Below are 15,944 nucleotides of genomic sequence, written 5' to 3' on the forward strand. Positions count from 1 at the left end.
TTTAACCCCTCCCAGCGCTCGTTACTTACCCAACTGACATCGGGCGATCGCACCGCACCATTGGGTAACGTAAAACCCGTGGAGGAGTCAAACCCTTTTCCCAATCCGGTTGTTTCAATCCACGCCCATAACTGACCGAGCAATCCAAAATTTTGATGTCCCGTCCAGGGGGTTGTCGGTGGCATAATTATCACTTCTCCAGACGCATTTCGTTCCAGTTTTAAGTCCCGATTGGCTTGACAGAGTTTCTCAAATCCTTCGGGGGTTAGATGGGGAATAGTTAACTCAATAGCATTCATCGCGGTTTTCTCCTTGCCTCATTTTTTACCCGATTCTAGCCACCGATCGGGTGGAAGAGGGCACATAGCCCTCTTGAGATTACGGTTTGGTTTCTTCTTCCGCTTTTTCCCAGTCCTCGATGATGTTTTCGAGGTTTCGCGCCGTGTTTTCCCAGCAGGTTTCTAGGGCTTCGGGCAGTCCAATTTGATTGCGACTGCGAACGGCATAATCGCGCAATTCTTCAGCCACTACTTTCAAACCATGTTTGGAGGCGATCGCGGTGAGCGTTTCGTTCAGTTGCTCGCGTTCTGTTGATTTATTCATCGGTTTTGTTCTCCGTTTCGATTGCTAAGTCGGCGGTCTAAAAAATCCGCTGGCTCAGAGGTTTAATCTTCAAGTGAGCTAGGGTTCAGCTTGAGTGGTAGGCATGCCCACCGGACTACTGATGCCCAACCGGATAATTTAGCCCCGACCGACCATTTTATCGCGCAGTTGTTTGATGCGATCGCGCAACTGGGCGGCTTCTTCAAATTCCAGCTTCTTCGCCGCATCTTTCATCTGCGCTTCTAACTGAGCGATTAACTGCGGAATTTCCTCCAAAGGTAAATCCTCCGCGATCGCGAATTTATCCAGCGCCGCCCCTTCCACCACTGCATTCAAGCGGCGAGACACATCCAAAAATGCCAAAATTGCATTGCTTGATTTTTTCACGATCGCCGTCGGGGTGATGCCGTGTTTTTCGTTGTATTCCAGTTGAATGGCGCGACGACGTTCGGTTTCGGCGATCGCTTTTGCCATGCTTTCGGTCAGATTATCCGCATACATAATCGCCTGACCGCAAATGTGACGGGCGGCGCGACCGATAGTTTGCACCAGCGATCGCTCGGTTCGCAAAAATCCTTCCTTATCCGCATCCAGAATTGCCACCAGAGACACCTCTGGCAAATCCAATCCTTCGCGCAACAAATTCACCCCAATCAACACATCAAACTGTCCCTCGCGCAAATCCTGAAGAATCTCGATCCGCTCGATCGAATTAATATCCGAATGCAGGTAACGCACGCGAATCTCTCGTTCTTGCAAATACTCGGTCAGATCCTCCGCCATCCGCTTGGTCAGGGTCGTGACCAGCACTCGTTCTTGGCGCGCCACCCGCTGTTTGATTTCCCCTAACAAATCGTCCACTTGTCCCTCGGTGGGTCGCACGAAGATTTCCGGATCCAGCACCCCGGTGGGTCGCACGATTTGTTCCACAATTTCTCCCCCGGATTGCTCGATTTCCCAGTCTCCCGGGGTTGCAGAGACGAACATACATTGATTCACTTTCGCCCAAAATTCTTCGGCTTTCAGGGGACGGTTATCTGCGGCGGAAGGAAGGCGAAATCCATGTTCGATCAGCACTCGCTTGCGGGACTGGTCGCCGTTATACATGCCGCGAATTTGCGGGACGGTTACGTGAGATTCATCCACCACCAGCAGCCAATCGGGGGGAAAATAATCGATCAAACATTCCGGCGGTTCTCCCGCTTGGCGTCCGGCGAGGTGGCGGGAATAGTTTTCCACCCCATTGCAGTAACCGACTTCGCGCAGCAATTCCAAGTCGTAGCGGGTGCGCTGTTCCAACCGTTGCGCTTCTACTAATTTGCCGGCTTTTTCCAATTCTTCCAGACGCGCTTCGAGTTCGAGTTCGATCGCTTCACAGGCAGATTCTAAGCGATCGCCTGGGGTGACGAAGTGACGGGCGGGATAAATGCTCAGGGTATCTGCACTCTGCAGGGTGCCCCCGCTGACCGGATCCACGTAGCGGATCGCTTCGATTTCATCGCCGAAAAACTCCACGCGGATAATCCGATCTTCATAAGCCGGCCCGATTTCCACCACATCCCCTTTCACCCGGAAGTTGCCCCGGGTCAGGTTGGTGTCGTTGCGATTGTACTGAATCGAGGCCAGGTCTCGCAAGAGCTGACGTTGGTCGATTTCCGCACCCACTTGCAAGGGAATCGCGGCGTTGAGATATTCTGCCGGCATCCCCAATCCGTAAATGCAACTAATTGAGGCAACCACGATCGCATCGCGCCGTTCAAATAGCGATCGCGTCGCCGAATGGCGCAACATATCGATTTCATCGTTAATCGAGGCGCTTTTTTCGATGTAGGTGTCGGTGACGGCGATGTAGGCTTCCGGTTGGTAGTAGTCGTAATAACTAATAAAGTATTCGACTGCGTTATTGGGAAAAAATTGCCGCAATTCGTTACACAGTTGCGCGGCGAGGGTTTTGTTATGGGCGAGCACTAGGGTGGGTCGGCCCAGTTTCTCGATCGTCGCGGCGATCGTGTAGGTTTTGCCGGTTCCCGTGGCCCCGAGAAGGGTTTGATACTGTTTCCCTTCCCGAGTACCGGCGACAAGTTGGGCGATCGCTTGCGGTTGATCGCCACTGGGTTTAAACGGAGCTTCCAGACTAAATTGCACCATTGTCAGATCTGCGGTGGATTCTCTTCTCTATTTTAGAGCGAACTTTCAGCGGCAAGAATTCACCGCCTCTGTCCACTCTGGAAACGATGAATTATCCTCCGCTCAATCCCCACTTCCACCTACACTCGGCGACTCGATGCGGTACAATTGCCTAGGCTTTACCCACTTCAACCCCCTATATAAAAATGTAGACGCCTCTGGCGCATGAATATACCTTTAGATAGAGGCATGTAGCTCGATCCCGCGCTACTATAAAAATAACGCTATTTTAAAGTTTACCCAAATTTTAAAAGCACGCAGTCACAACACTGGAGGATATCACATGAGTGTTGAGAATAAATTTCGCGCAACCGCTAAGAATCTGGAAGGAAAAGCCGAAGAAATGATGGCGGAAGTGACTGGCGATCCGGAACAAAAGATAGAAGGTAAAGCCAAACAAGCTGAAGCTGCCACGGAACATGCGGCAGAAAACTTGAAAGAAGAAATGGAAGACAAGAAAGAAAAGATTAAAGAAAAAGAATACAAAGAAGTCTAACGGCTTCTAAGCAATACAGAGGGGAACTGCCGGGGTTCCTCTCTGTTTTCATTGGTCATTGGTCATTGGTTATTGGTTATTGGTCATTGGTCATTGGTCACTGGTCACTGGTCATTGGTCATTGGTTGTTGGCGGTGAATCGTTTCTCCTTCACTATTATTGATACGTCATTAGACATAAGTCATTGCGTATAAATAATTGGACATAAGTCATTGGGAATAGGTGATTGGTGATGAGCCATCAATTATCGAGTATCATTCGTCTGGCAACCCTACCAAAACAAATGACCAATGACCAACCACAAATGACTAATGACCAATGACCAATGACCAACTCTTTAATCACTCTTCCGGTAGATGCGATCCCCGGTAAAAACTCGTTAAGGTAGGAGAAGGTTAAAGAAACCATAGCAAAACAAAAGGAGAAAAAATTTATGGGTACCGAAGAAAGAGTTAATGCCACTGCTAAAAATATTGAAGGTAAAACCAAAGAAATGATGGGCGACGTTACGGGCGATCCCCAACAAAAATCAGAAGGAAAAATGAAGCAGACCGAAGCTCAAGCTCAACATGCGAAAGAAGATATCAAAGATAAGGCAAAAGAGCATATCGATCGCGCCTAATTAATCATTTGATTTGAGAGGGTCTGGGAACCGGAAGGTTGACCCAGACCTTCTCGATTGTCTCGCCAGAGCGAAGAGGAAATCTGGTGGTTCGATTCATTAGCAATTTGGAGAAAATAATAATGCCTGGATTCCAGCGAATTCGGAAAGCGCTAACGGCATTCCTATTAGTGGGCGCGATCGCGGTGCTGACTGCTTGCGGTGGTGGAACGCCCCAGGCGCAAAAGCCGAATGCCATCACCCCCACCCTGACGAATACCCGCAGTTACTCGCAATTGGAGCGGGGAAATACCCAATCCGGTCAAAGTTTTGGCAATTGGGTAGTGACCACGGCGAAAGGTTTAGTGCAAGATGCCTACGTGCGGGATAACAACAAATTGGGAGTAGTTATTACGCCGCAAGTGCGTCCCAACGAAGTGAAAGATTTAGCCCGTTCTTTAGCCCAAGGGTTTCATAAAAATTTTCCCGATCGCGACTTAAAAGTGTTGATGTACGCGCCGGACAAACAACTCATTATGACTGCCGAATATGACGTGCAGTCCAATCGAATCAATTATAAAGCAGCCTAAATTGCTTGAGGCAAAAGGTTAAAAAAAGCAAGGGTTTAAACAGCCCGGAATTGACCGAATCGCCTCCGATAGAGCAGCAATAAAACGGAGAAAAAATAAAATGGCTACAAGTGAAGAATATAAACGAGAAATCATGCAGGATCTCTCGCGCGGGAGTGTGGAGAAACTGCCAGAAGAGCAACCGGTAGAGGCGAAATACCAATCGTTTGACGATTTTGCCAACCGTTCCACCCGCGAAGAGCGTCATCGGTTATTCAGCGATTCCCTACAGCACGATCGCATTCCACCGGCGCAGATGGAACCGGAACTGAGAAAGGCGATCGAACAGATTAAACCCAACGAACGAGATGACGTAGCGCGAGAATTTCTCAAGCATTTTAAGCACATAGGACTCAGCGATCGCGATTTAGAAAGCCGACTGGTGCTTTCCACACATCACGCCAGCAAAATGAACGCCGACGATGTGGCGAAATTGGCATCCTTCGCCTATCACTCTCACCCGGATATTTTCCGCGATGTACTAGCGGATAAACCCTGGATTGTCAAGTTCTTGAGTAATCCTGTAGTGGCCGGCATTCTCGGAATCGCAGCGGCGAAGTGGCTTAGCTCTCGTCGGTAAGCGTTCTCTAGCATAGAAAAATCGGGGCGATCGCCCCGATTTTTTTCGATCGCAATCATCAGCCCACCACCGGCTTATTCACAAAAATTTACATCAAGCAATCCGGGGGGATATGCGCTCAGCGATCCATGTCCCTTTATAATAATACGTAAGTCAAAACCCTTTTAACCATCGCGCGACCTAAAGCAGCGAGGAACGTGCCCGCATTTTCCTTCGCTCGAACGCAAATTGGGAAAGATTTATGAGCGATAATGCCACGATTAACGAAAACGAAACTGCAACCGATCGCAGTGAAACCGACCCAAATTCTCAGAGCAACCAGGAGACCAAAGTGACTGATTCCTCTATTCAAGACAAAAAGCCACAAAAAAAAGGAGAGATTCAGCTCCATAGCACCCATCGCCTCCCAAATAACCGTCCGATCGGCACCAGCCCCCTCAAATTCTCCGAAACGATTCACTTATCTGGTAATCGCCCGGTAGGGGTCAGCGATTTTGAAGTCACCGATACCCTCTCTGCTTCTGGAGTGCGCCCGATCGGATCGAGTACCATTACCTTGGTCAATAGCCTCAGCGTATCGGGAACCCGTCCCATCTCCACTAGCAATCTCGTAATTTATGACACCTTGATGGGCAACCGCCCGATCGCTTCTAATCAGATTGATGATAGCGAAAAGTTGATGGGGTACCTGGATTAAATTTAGTGTTTTCCGGCTTGGTTCTTGTTATCTCGTTCCTGGGCTTTGCCTGGGAACGACCGAACGAAGCGCCCTTTCAGATTTCAACCCGGCAACCCGTTAAGCTTCCCCGCCCGGGGGACAAGCAGGGGACAGTTCGGCCCTTAGTGCAATTTACGCATTGTTTTAAAGGATTGACAAATGGCCTGGTTTATGATAAAAAACCGCCTACCGTTTGCAGAGGATTTCCACAAAATTTCCGGAAAAGGCTTGACAAAGGTCAAATTTTGTGGTAATTAGCCATCGAGTGAAACGGGGATGCATGGGGAAGCATCCTGCCAAATTTTAATCGTATGGTCCCAACTTCCGGAGACAATTCGACGGTTATCCGGTGCGATCGCCACAGATCGAACCGCATCGGAATGACCGAGGAGGGCGATGATTTCCTCACCGGTGGCCAGATTCCAGAGTTTCACCCTGTTATCCGAACTCCCACTGGCGATCGTCCGCCCATCGGGACTAAACGCCACCGCATTCACCGCCTCCGAGTGACCGGAAAACGTACAAATTTCCCGATTGTGCGCCACATCCCACAGTTTTATCGTACTATCCCAACTGCCACTGGCCAACCGAGAACCATCGGGACTAAACCTCACCGAATTCACCCCGCCGGAATGGCCGGTGAGGGTGCTGATTTCCCGCCCGAGGCGAATATTCCACAACTGAATCGTGCCATCCACCCGACCGCCGGCTAAAATCGTGCCATTTGGGGCGATCGCCACCGATTGCACCTCCCCCACCTCCGAGGAATTTGGCTCAAAGGTGCGGATATTTTTCCCCGTGGAAATATCCCATAACTTAACCGTACCATCGCCGCTACAACTGGCAAAAAAACCGCCATCCGCACTCATCGCGATCGCCAAAATCGAGAGAGAATGACCGGAAAACCACCGTCCAAACTGGCGAATTTTCTTGCCCTTCGCCACATCCCATAAACAAAGTTTCTTATCAGCACTGCCACTCATTAATTGCCGACCATCCGGCGTAAATCCCACGGACAAAACCGACCCTTGATGTCCGCAAAAGCTGGTAATTTTTTCTCCAGAAGAGAGATTCCACAGGGCAATCGTTTCGTCCCAACTGCCACTGGCCAGACGGCTACCATCCGGGGCGATCGCCACCGTAGCAATCCGGTCTGAATGTCCTTTCAGGGTTTGGACGCACTCCCATTTCTTTGGATTCCCCATCACTTTTTTATCCTTCGCGATTGCTTGATTTTCAGGTGCTACGCTTCAGCACCAGAGCGTCATCAGAATGCATCCCTGAAAGCCGAAATTTTACATAATTACAGATTCGGCGTTTGTTTTTCTTCCCGTACCGTCATCGGCAGGCGAATTGTAAAGGTCGAACCGCGCCCCAGTTCACTTTCCACGGTAATTTCGCCGCCCATCATTTGACAAAATTTCTGACTGATGGCCAACCCCAAACCGGTGCCGCCATACTTGCGCGTGGTGGAAGTATCGGCCTGCACGAATGCCGCAAACAGTTTGTCAATTTGTTCAAAACTCATGCCAATTCCGGTATCGGTGACGCGAAATACAATCCAATCCAAGGGTGAATTGGAAAGCCCAAGGTAGCACAGCACTTGATTATCGTTACATTCCAAACAATTTTCCATACACAGAGGCAAGTTGGCTTTCACATCAGAAAAAATAGTCCCGACAGAATTGGGAGGCGAAGGTGAGTAGCGGGTGACTTCTAAAGTGACTTGACCGCGATCGCTAAACTTAGCCGCATTACTGAGCAAGTTTAAGAGTGCCTGCCTTACCTTCGTCAGATCTGCTTCCATCGTACCAATATCCGGCGGACATTTCACAATTAAATGATTGTCATTTTTTTCCACCAGCGGTTCGATGGTTTTGACCACATCTTCAACTAATGTGGGAACGTCAAAGGGTTCCAGGCACAGGTCCATGCGGCCCGCTTCAATTTTAGAAATATCGAGAATATCGCCAATCAGGGAGAGGAGGTGCTTTCCGGCGCGATTGATATTTTGCAGGTCGTCGGTAAAGGCTTCGTTTTCGAGGAGATCTTCTGCCTCTTCTTGCAGCAGTTCGCTATAGCCGATAATGGCATTCAGGGGGGTGCGAAGTTCGTGACTCATGTTGGCGAGAAAGGTACTTTTGGCGCGGTTTGCCGCTTCCGCCGCAGACACCGCCGCTTCTAATTCGCGAGAGCGTTGTTCGAGTTGTTCTCTTCGCACGTCCAATCCTTTGAGCAAGCAACTGACTTGCTGCCCCATCGTGTTGAGGGTGGAAGACAAGACGCCAATTTCATCGGCGGAAGTAAGGGGCGATCGCGCAGTTAAATCCCCACTGGCAAGCAATTGGGCGGTGTGGGTGAGTCCATCCAATGCCCGGGCGATGCGGGTAATGCCCACCCAGGCGATCGGGACCGACAACAGACTTAGCAGCAACAGGGCGATCGACCAAGATTGAGTGCGCGTCGCCACCGCGATCGCCGTTTCACTCCACTGGAGGATTTGCTCCCGGGGCAGAGGGGTTTCGCCCAGGGTCTCCACTAACGCCCTCATATTCTGTTGCACGGCGATCGCGCTGAACCATCCCACCCCCACCGCTATCCAGGAGATTGCCACCAACAGGCTAAACAGGGAGATTAATGAGGTGCGGATTCCCCGGCGGAACCCCTGGGGAGACAATCCCGCCGCCCAGGGATAGTTTTTCAGAAACGGATCCGGTGCAATCGGTTCGCCAGAATTCCAAATTTCGGCGATCGCCCCATCGGATTGAACCTGGCCGATTCGCACGGTTTTCCACAAATGTTGGGTTTTCCCATCGACTTTTACCACTCCTTCCGGTGCGAAAAACTCCAGTCTTTTCGCCGCCGCTTTCACTTTTTTTATATCCGTACAACCAGCTTTTTCTACTGCTTCTTTCCACAAATAAACCGCCATATAGCCCGCTTCTATGGGGTCATCTGTTACCCGATTTTCGCCGTATTTCGCTTTATAGGCGCTGACAAATTGATGGTTTTGCGGCGTATCCACGGTTTGGAAATAGTTCCACACCACCCAATGACCGGCCACGTTCTCTGACCCGATGGTGGCGATTTCTTCCTCGGCAACGCTCGCGGACATCACGGGCAATTTTTCTGGGGTAAAACCGGCTTCGCGAAATTCTTGGAAAAAGGCGATATTGCTGTCGCCGTTGAGGGTATTGAGGATGGCATCCGGTTGCACGGCTTCGATATGGGCGATCGCCGCGCTGACTTTTCTCGACCCCAGGGGAATGTATTCCTCCCCCGCTAATTCCCCCCCCTGCGCTACTAATTGCGCCTTGATAATCTGATTCGCAGTACGCGGAAAAATATAATCCGAACCGAGTAAATAAATATTTCGCTTCCCTTGGGAAAGCAAATACTCTACTGCCGGAATAATCTGTTGATTGGGCGCTGCTCCCAAATAAAAAATATTCGGCGACTGTTCGAGTCCTTCATACTGCAGGGGGTAAAAGAGCAATCCATTCAATTCCTCCAGTATCGGTAGCACCGCCTTGCGCGAGGCACTGGTCCAGCAGCCAAAAATCACTTCTACCTTATCTTCTAAAAGTAGTTTTTTCGCCTTCTGGGCAAAAATTTGTAAATCGCTCGCCCCATCCTCGATCGCCGCTTCCAGCGGACGCCCTAATACCCCACCGGCTGCATTGATTTCCTCGATAGCTAGCAAGGTGGCATCTTTGACCGATACCTCGCTGATGGACATGGTGCCGGTCAGGGAATGCAGCACCCCGACTTTCAGGGGCGCATTCCCTTTCTCCACGGACTCTCCTGCTCTCGCAATCCTGCGACTCATCAAGGTTTGGGTAAAAGTTGGGAAACTGTTCATTTGAGTTAATTTTTCCGCAAGCACTTAGTCCCGATCTGCTAACGCTGTTACCTCTGTTCCAGATCCTTTCTATCCCAATTCTGCCACAACTCTTAGCATATTCTCTTGTTTGAGTCGGTTTCCTCGATAAAATTTTGACAATTCATAACCTACAAAATTCCAATAAATTTCATATGAAATAAAGGCAAATATTGCAATGCATGGTCGGACGATTGTTTCATGTATCTGCAAAAATCCATCAGTTTAGATAAATTAATTGGGAATTGACTAAACCCAAACATTATCCAAATCCAGAATTACCAGTTAAATGACCCAAATAAATAATACCGCCTGAAAATGGATGTTTTTTTAGAAAAAATAATCGGCTAAAAAGTTAGGGTGAATTGAGGATTTCAAATTGGCGATAATGCAGTGGAATCGAACCAACAGAAACAAGAGTCAATCCCCCACTTCTTCCGGCGTCCCCCAGCGGGGAGGGTCTATCCTGCAATCAAACCTCTGCTTGCAGGATAAACCCTCCGAACGAGAATCTTCGCATCTGTGCTAGCCCAGTGCTGCTAAAATAAATTGAGCGAATGGACAGATAAACTGGGTTCGAGTCCAGGAACAGATCCAAAGCCGAATCATGCGGTCACTCATGGTTTCTCGATTGTTTGTTATCGTAAATCCGCACAACATCGAGAAATGCAAGGATGAAGCGAAAAAATTCTTTATTTGGCAGATTGCACCGTTCGCGATCGCTTCATCAAACCGCCCCTCGGATGTCGTAACTGCCAATTGTGTAAATTCAAGAGGTTATCCATGCCCCGATTTCGTTTAGTTTTTATAGCTTTTGTTAGCGTTATCCTGTTTGGTCTCGGATTGGTCGGCTGTACCAATACCGAGGGAACGGTGGCCAATCCCCAACTGGAAGAACAAGTGTTGCAAATTATCCGGGAGAACCCACAAGCGATCGTGGAGTCGGTACAGGCGTACCAGCAGCAAAGACAAGAGGAAATGGCCCAAGCCCAGCAGAATTTTTTAACCCAAATGGTAGAAAATCCATCCACGGCGATCGGGGATTCTCCTACCAAGGGTGCTGCGGATAAGCAAATCGTTCTGCTAGAATTCTCCGACTTTCAATGTCCGTTTTGTGCCCGGGCGCACGACACGGTAAAACAATTTATGCAAAAACATCAGGATGAGGTGACGTTGGCGTACAAGCATTTGCCCCTGACTCAGATTCATCCGGAAGCATTACCCGCCGCTAAAGCCGCATGGGCCGCTCAGCAACAAGGGCAATTCTGGGACTATTACGACGCCCTCTTCCAGCAGCAAGATAAGCTTGGGGAAGCGTTGTATCTGGCGATCGCTGAAGACTTGAATTTAGACCTGGAACAGTTTAACCGCGATCGCACCAGTCCCGCCGCCGAAACCGCCATTCAAGAAGATTTGGAACTCGCTCGCCGTCTCGGGATTTCCGGCACCCCCTTCTTTATTATGAACGGGCAAGTCTTCTCCGGTGCAGTGGATCTCTCGCAAATGGAGAGAGTTCTTTCTGAAGTCAAGCGCCCCGCCAGCTAAAAGCGAACTAATTCCCAGCCCATGCTGGGAATGCGTTCCTCCCCCCTAAGCCTCCGCTTTCTGGTCAATCTCGGCCAATCTCGGCGATGCCTTCCGGCAACAAAGGTGGCTTTTTTATATCAAAAGCTCGATTTAATTAACTGGATAAACTCCCTGAAAATATAACTTTTGAAAGAAGTTAGTGCCACAGAATTCGCGTTATCCTTGCAGTAAGTCATCCAGGCTCGACCCCGACTTTTTTTATATCCACTCCAGCCTTTGGCTGAAAACACGAGCCTAATCGATCCTCATCGCCTTGGCAAGACCTGTTGGTAGGCTTCAATTTTTTCTATAATTAAAGATAAAAGCTTCTCTGGAGTTTCTTAAGTCATCGCCAAACGCCAACTCCGATCGCCGTCGGTGTTGGATGCTAGAGCAACAGGAGCAACAGGGGCGATCGCGCACCGATTCGGAGTGTGGAACGATCCGGAAATTATCTGGTATAAAGAAGACAGCCTTCCACTGTCTGACGTTTCGCGTCCAACCACCAACTTCCCAAGGGCAAAGGAAAGTCCCCAGGAAAATCCATCACTTGTAAAAAAATTACAAACTGCATCTACAAGCAGACTCGCGAGAGTCTCCTTTTACGCTAAAAATTAGTTTTCCAGAGAATTTTAGACTCGTTCTCTAGCAAGATTCACCCAGAGTTAACCTCAATAGATATCGGAGCGGATGAGACAACCATGACTTATCAAAAACCCACCTATGTAGATTCTTCCCCTAGAATTGCCGAACCTGAATTCAATCAAACCACCGAATACGAACAAGTCATTTACAATTATTTCTTAGATTTAGTTAGAAATGATTCTTCGCAAATCGTTGTAGAAAAGTTCAAAAACTTGTTTTTGTATTTTATCAATGATGAAGAAAGTAATTCAGAAGCTCTCAATGCCTTGTTTCGCGTAATTTATGAAAATGACGAGGAAAAATTCCATAAATTACTTAATCGCTGTTGCTACATTTTGGTCAACAACTGGCAGTCAGCGCGAAATTATGGGGCAATTCAAAACCTGATTCAAGTTTTTGAAGACAAAACCCTCGATTACGAAACCACTTCCATGAGCTTGGAGCGCATTCGCGCTTGGGTGAAAAACTTTTCTCAGAGCCAAGACTACAAGGAACTCAAGCTGTTTACTTCCAGAGATGATGACGGACCGTGGAGTCATCGCTATTCTTCTTATTTGCTCACCCATCAATACATTTTTGGCAAGTCTAAAGAACAGCAAGAAGCCGCTAGAGCGCTTTCCCAGCAAATTAAAGAGCGCTTTAAGTTTGACCTCGCCATGTACACCGCCCGTTCTAAATCGGGCGGCGGCGATCGCACCGATGCCACTCCCACGGAAAACCCCACCCAGCTAGGCGAAGACGTGCTGCGTCTCATCAAAACTGTGGTCACAAAACGCGGCGCTTTTAGCTATATTAACTTTGCGAATATTTTCGTCAATCAAACCGAAGGGGTAAGCTACAAAGCCTTCAAACAAGCGTTAAAAAAATATTTGATATTTTCCGTAGAACACCAAGGCTTTGTCAAAACCCTCAACACCCAATTATCTGCCAAGCTCAACGACCTAAATACCGAATCCGAATCGGAAACCCTCACCGAGCCCCTGAAGCAAAATACTTGCCAAAAAGTCATCGAATACCTGACCACCGAAAATCAGCAAGAGCCGTCCCTCTTATTTGTGCTGTTGCTCAACAATGGCAATCCCTTAACCTTGGCGATCGTGCTGCTAAAAATCGTTCTGATTTGCGAAAAAAGTTATCCCCATCTCGAAGCCTGTTTGGCTAGCTTAATTCGCTACTATGAAGAAAGAACTCAATCGGAATGTCGATGGTTCATTTACTTCTTGGAAGTCGTGCGAATTACCTTCGCGATTTATGCCGATAATGTGGAATACACTGTGGTAAAACTCGATAAACCCTCCTGCAATAATCCGTCGGATAGTGACGAAGAAGAATATCGAATTTTTTCCTTTGTTAAAAAACGACTGCAAGAAAAAATCGCACTCATGGAAAATGGGTCGAATTCAAACGCTTTGGAAGAAAACCTTCCGGCGGAGTCGGGAAATTTGGCTTAAAACCCCTCCCAACTCGAATCCCTCAATCCGAAACAATCCAAAACCGCCCCAGAAAGCGAGACCCCTGGGAAACCCCTGGGGCGATCGCTCCGCTCCATCAGTCCCACTCTGCTAGCTTCATCCCCATCCCTCCTCACCCCTTCTCGAAGCTCGGTTATTGCATATTGTTAACAAATGATAAACTAACAGTTTCATAACCACAACAAGTGTATTTTGTCAATAGCTTGGCCAAAAGATATCAACTTTTATGAGTTTTTATCAACTTTCGGTCGAAAGGTTAACAAATCTTGACAAAATTCTTCCCTCAACTTATCAACTTTTATCAACTTTTATGCATTGACAGATTAGGGCAGCCTGCTTAACCTGGAAGCAAAAGCTCCAAACACAGATATCGAGATAGCCTTTTCTCGTGCGACTGGGTGAGGCATCTGCTCGGGATAAGCAAGTGCAAAGGTCTCAGTTCCTAGTCGCTATGGGCGGCAAATCCGGTGTTAATAACGCAGGAAAAACGCACCTCAAACCACTCGGAAACGCCATCGAACTTGCCACTCAGCGAGCATCGAACGCAACCTGTGTTGAGTAGAAAAGTAAGCGTATTGGCAGATTGAGGAATGGAACGATGAGTAAAAAATTTATTTCTCGCAAAAATAATTCGCACCACAGCGGTGAAGGCAAAAACCAATTTGCTTCTCGTCCCTTTGCGCCAGCACCCACACCGGAAGTGCAGGCAAAATCCGAGCCAAAAAACCCAGAGCCAAACCAGACTCCTGAAGAAATTCCCAGCAGCGATCGCCTGTCTCGAATCGAGATTACCCCACCCAACCCCATCCAACCGAAACTCACCATCGGCGCACCCGGGGATAAATACGAGCGAGAAGCAGATACCGTAGCGCGCAAAGTGGTCAGTCAAATGAATTCGCCTTCCCTGCGCGCCCCGCAACCCGAACAAACCTCTGTGGGCGAATCCATTCAGCCCAAAATCTCAATTTTGCCCAAATCAACGCTACAGCGCCGGGAAACAGAAGCCCCCCGGGATGTGGAATCTTCTATCCAACAAGCGCGCGGTAGCGGACAACCGATTTCCCCCACCATTCGCCAACCGATGGAACGAGCCTTTGGCGCAGATTTTAGCAGCGTCAGAATTCATGCCAATTCTCAAAGCGATCGGCTCAACCAATCCATTCAAGCCAAAGCCTTTACCACCGGTCAAGATATTTTCTTCCGCCAGGGAGAATACCAACCCGAAAGCCAAGGAGGAAAGGAATTACTCGCCCACGAATTAACCCATGTAGTGCAGCAAGGTGGCTCCACAGTTCAGCAAAAAACTGAACCCAAGATTCAACGAAATGAACCTACAACAAGCACCAGAAATAAAGAAATATTGAATGAAACCATAACGCAATTCACCAAGCTTTGTCGCGAGTGGAAGGATACAGTCAACGGCATACTGAATAATATGGCAAGAGATACTGGCGGCAAATTAGTATTTGCAGACGTGAAAGCAGACGAGCGAATATTCCTCAAAGCCCAGACAAAAATTAGCTGCGAGAATAAGACAGATATTACCAATGTAATCAAAGACATCAAAGATGTTTTGCGGAGTTCTATTGTTTATTCAACTTTTGAAAAATTGTCAGAGGGATATCTAAAAATCATTAATACAATGGAGGACTGGAAAATGATAGACAGAATCATTAAAGTTGAATCAACTTTTGAAAAAGGCCAACAAAAAAAATCCGGTTATAGAGATGCAAAATTAGTCTTCGGAATCAAACCACCCGGGTGGGAAAAGGACAAAAATAATCGCCCTTTCCTATGTACGCATCTTGCTGATTTCATTCCAGTAGAAGTGCAATTCCATGTAGGAGTGGGATTAGTAGTGAAAGAGGGAGCGCTATACGACCAGGCTGAACCCGACTACGACGAAAAGACTAAAACCGTACCTGAAGAAAAGCGTAAATGGAGCTTTATAGAAGTTTCAGGTGACACCAAAAAATTTAAAGCCAAAGAATTTTTGGAAAAAATAATTGCCAGATGTAACGAAAAAATGATGAATGAAAATACTGAAGCAAGCGACAAAAATTATGTAGCAAGATTGGAAACAGTTAGAAAAAAAGCTCAAGATTTAATAAAGGAGCTACCCACTGACACTACCTTACCATTGGATCATTACCTTTATGAGCAGAAGCAAGCGTGGGAGGCATATAAGAACAGCAAAGATCCGAATAAACAAAAACCTGCTATTCCAGAAAATGACATTGACAAATATTATGAACTGTACAAGAAGCTATATGAGGTAGCTTATGAGTATAGCAATTGGAATGAAGAGAAAGGCAATGAGCTGAGTAAAGTTTTGAAAAACATGACTGAGGGTCCAAAAATATTAGCTGTGCTTCAACGAGGAGGTTTCCCAAAAAAGAAGCCGACACATTAAACATCGAACGAAAAGATTGCAACAAGTTAAAAGCATCTGATGATAGAGTTCGCAATCCCGCGCAATCGACTCCTGTATGGCGTCGCAATAATGTCTTTGACCCTTTCTGCGATAGTGGCGATCGCGACAGTGCGATCGGATTGTCTAATTCGCC

Annotated in this window: 13 protein-coding genes; 8 read left to right on the forward strand and 5 right to left on the reverse strand. The window is 47.8% G+C overall.

Translation table 11 applies throughout. The features are described 5' to 3' along the window. From AC0QH1_RS20410 to uvrB, 3 genes are all read right to left on the reverse strand, one after another. A partial coding sequence (locus tag AC0QH1_RS20410; protein ID WP_324633145.1) for a Uma2 family endonuclease occupies positions 1-299 on the reverse strand: 299 nt, incomplete at its 3' end. Positions 300-378: 79 nt separating this feature from the next. After that, entirely contained in the window at positions 379-603 is a 225-nt protein-coding gene (locus AC0QH1_RS20415) for a hypothetical protein (RefSeq protein ID WP_324633146.1), read from the reverse strand. A 138-nt stretch (positions 604-741) separates the two neighbouring features. After that, complete coding sequence (gene uvrB, locus AC0QH1_RS20420) at positions 742-2,751, reverse strand: excinuclease ABC subunit UvrB (protein WP_324633147.1); 2,010 nt, start codon at positions 2,749-2,751, stop codon at positions 742-744. Between the two features lie 322 nt (positions 2,752-3,073). On the opposite strand from uvrB, the gene AC0QH1_RS20425 reads away from it, so the two are divergent. The 5 genes from AC0QH1_RS20425 (at position 3,074) to AC0QH1_RS20445 (ending at position 5,793) form a co-directional block, all read left to right on the forward strand. Beyond that, positions 3,074-3,286 (forward strand): CsbD family protein, encoded by a 213-nt coding sequence (locus tag AC0QH1_RS20425; protein ID WP_324633149.1) that lies wholly within the window; start codon positions 3,074-3,076, stop codon positions 3,284-3,286. A gap of 433 nt (positions 3,287-3,719) precedes the next feature. After that, on the forward strand, positions 3,720-3,908 hold the full coding sequence (locus AC0QH1_RS20430; RefSeq protein WP_324633150.1) for a CsbD family protein: 189 nt from the start codon (positions 3,720-3,722) through the stop codon (positions 3,906-3,908). Between the two features lie 122 nt (positions 3,909-4,030). Beyond that, positions 4,031-4,477 (forward strand): hypothetical protein, encoded by a 447-nt coding sequence (locus tag AC0QH1_RS20435; RefSeq protein WP_324633151.1) that lies wholly within the window; start codon positions 4,031-4,033, stop codon positions 4,475-4,477. A gap of 100 nt (positions 4,478-4,577) precedes the next feature. Then, positions 4,578-5,096: a hypothetical protein gene (locus AC0QH1_RS20440; RefSeq protein ID WP_324633152.1), complete on the forward strand. Its 519-nt coding sequence runs from the start codon at positions 4,578-4,580 to the stop codon at positions 5,094-5,096. Between the two features lie 241 nt (positions 5,097-5,337). After that, a complete protein-coding gene (locus AC0QH1_RS20445) occupies positions 5,338-5,793 on the forward strand; it encodes a hypothetical protein (protein WP_324633153.1) in 456 nt (151 codons plus the stop codon). 275 nt (positions 5,794-6,068) lie between these two features. Here the strand turns inward: AC0QH1_RS20445 and AC0QH1_RS20450 are convergent, their stop codons facing one another. Together AC0QH1_RS20450 and urtA are read right to left on the reverse strand one after the other, a co-directional pair. Then, positions 6,069-7,019 (reverse strand): WD40 repeat domain-containing protein, encoded by a 951-nt coding sequence (locus tag AC0QH1_RS20450; RefSeq protein ID WP_324633154.1) that lies wholly within the window; start codon positions 7,017-7,019, stop codon positions 6,069-6,071. Positions 7,020-7,117: 98 nt separating this feature from the next. Next, positions 7,118-9,676 carry an urea ABC transporter substrate-binding protein gene (urtA, locus tag AC0QH1_RS20455; RefSeq protein ID WP_324633155.1) on the reverse strand — a complete coding sequence of 853 codons (2,559 nt, stop codon included), beginning with the start codon at positions 9,674-9,676 and terminating at the stop codon, positions 7,118-7,120. 801 nt (positions 9,677-10,477) lie between these two features. On the opposite strand from urtA, the gene AC0QH1_RS20460 reads away from it, so the two are divergent. From AC0QH1_RS20460 to AC0QH1_RS20470, 3 genes are all read left to right on the forward strand, one after another. Then, positions 10,478-11,239: a DsbA family protein gene (locus AC0QH1_RS20460; RefSeq protein WP_324633156.1), complete on the forward strand. Its 762-nt coding sequence runs from the start codon at positions 10,478-10,480 to the stop codon at positions 11,237-11,239. A gap of 722 nt (positions 11,240-11,961) precedes the next feature. Continuing rightward, entirely contained in the window at positions 11,962-13,356 is a 1,395-nt protein-coding gene (locus AC0QH1_RS20465; RefSeq protein ID WP_324633157.1) for a hypothetical protein, read from the forward strand. Between the two features lie 619 nt (positions 13,357-13,975). Further along, entirely contained in the window at positions 13,976-15,790 is a 1,815-nt protein-coding gene (locus AC0QH1_RS20470; RefSeq protein ID WP_324633158.1) for an eCIS core domain-containing protein, read from the forward strand. Positions 15,791-15,944 lie beyond the last annotated feature (154 nt).

It is taken from the genome of Phormidium sp. CCY1219, from assembly GCF_055795085.1.

Bases quoted from the DNA above. Each gene is read 5' to 3' on its own strand.
- AC0QH1_RS20415 (WP_324633146.1), bottom strand. From the start codon at position 603: ATGAATAAATCAACAGAACGCGAGCAACTGAACGAAACGCTCACCGCG.
- uvrB (WP_324633147.1), bottom strand. From the start codon at position 2,751: ATGGTGCAATTTAGTCTGGAAGCTCCGTTTAAACCCAGTGGCGATCAA.
- AC0QH1_RS20425 (WP_324633149.1), top strand. From the start codon at position 3,074: ATGAGTGTTGAGAATAAATTTCGCGCAACCGCTAAGAATCTGGAAGGA.
- AC0QH1_RS20430 (WP_324633150.1), top strand. From the start codon at position 3,720: ATGGGTACCGAAGAAAGAGTTAATGCCACTGCTAAAAATATTGAAGGT.
- AC0QH1_RS20435 (WP_324633151.1), top strand. From the start codon at position 4,031: ATGCCTGGATTCCAGCGAATTCGGAAAGCGCTAACGGCATTCCTATTA.
- AC0QH1_RS20440 (WP_324633152.1), top strand. From the start codon at position 4,578: ATGGCTACAAGTGAAGAATATAAACGAGAAATCATGCAGGATCTCTCG.
- AC0QH1_RS20445 (WP_324633153.1), top strand. From the start codon at position 5,338: ATGAGCGATAATGCCACGATTAACGAAAACGAAACTGCAACCGATCGC.
- AC0QH1_RS20450 (WP_324633154.1), bottom strand. From the start codon at position 7,019: ATGGGGAATCCAAAGAAATGGGAGTGCGTCCAAACCCTGAAAGGACAT.
- urtA (WP_324633155.1), bottom strand. From the start codon at position 9,676: ATGAACAGTTTCCCAACTTTTACCCAAACCTTGATGAGTCGCAGGATT.
- AC0QH1_RS20460 (WP_324633156.1), top strand. From the start codon at position 10,478: ATGCCCCGATTTCGTTTAGTTTTTATAGCTTTTGTTAGCGTTATCCTG.
- AC0QH1_RS20465 (WP_324633157.1), top strand. From the start codon at position 11,962: ATGACTTATCAAAAACCCACCTATGTAGATTCTTCCCCTAGAATTGCC.
- AC0QH1_RS20470 (WP_324633158.1), top strand. From the start codon at position 13,976: ATGAGTAAAAAATTTATTTCTCGCAAAAATAATTCGCACCACAGCGGT.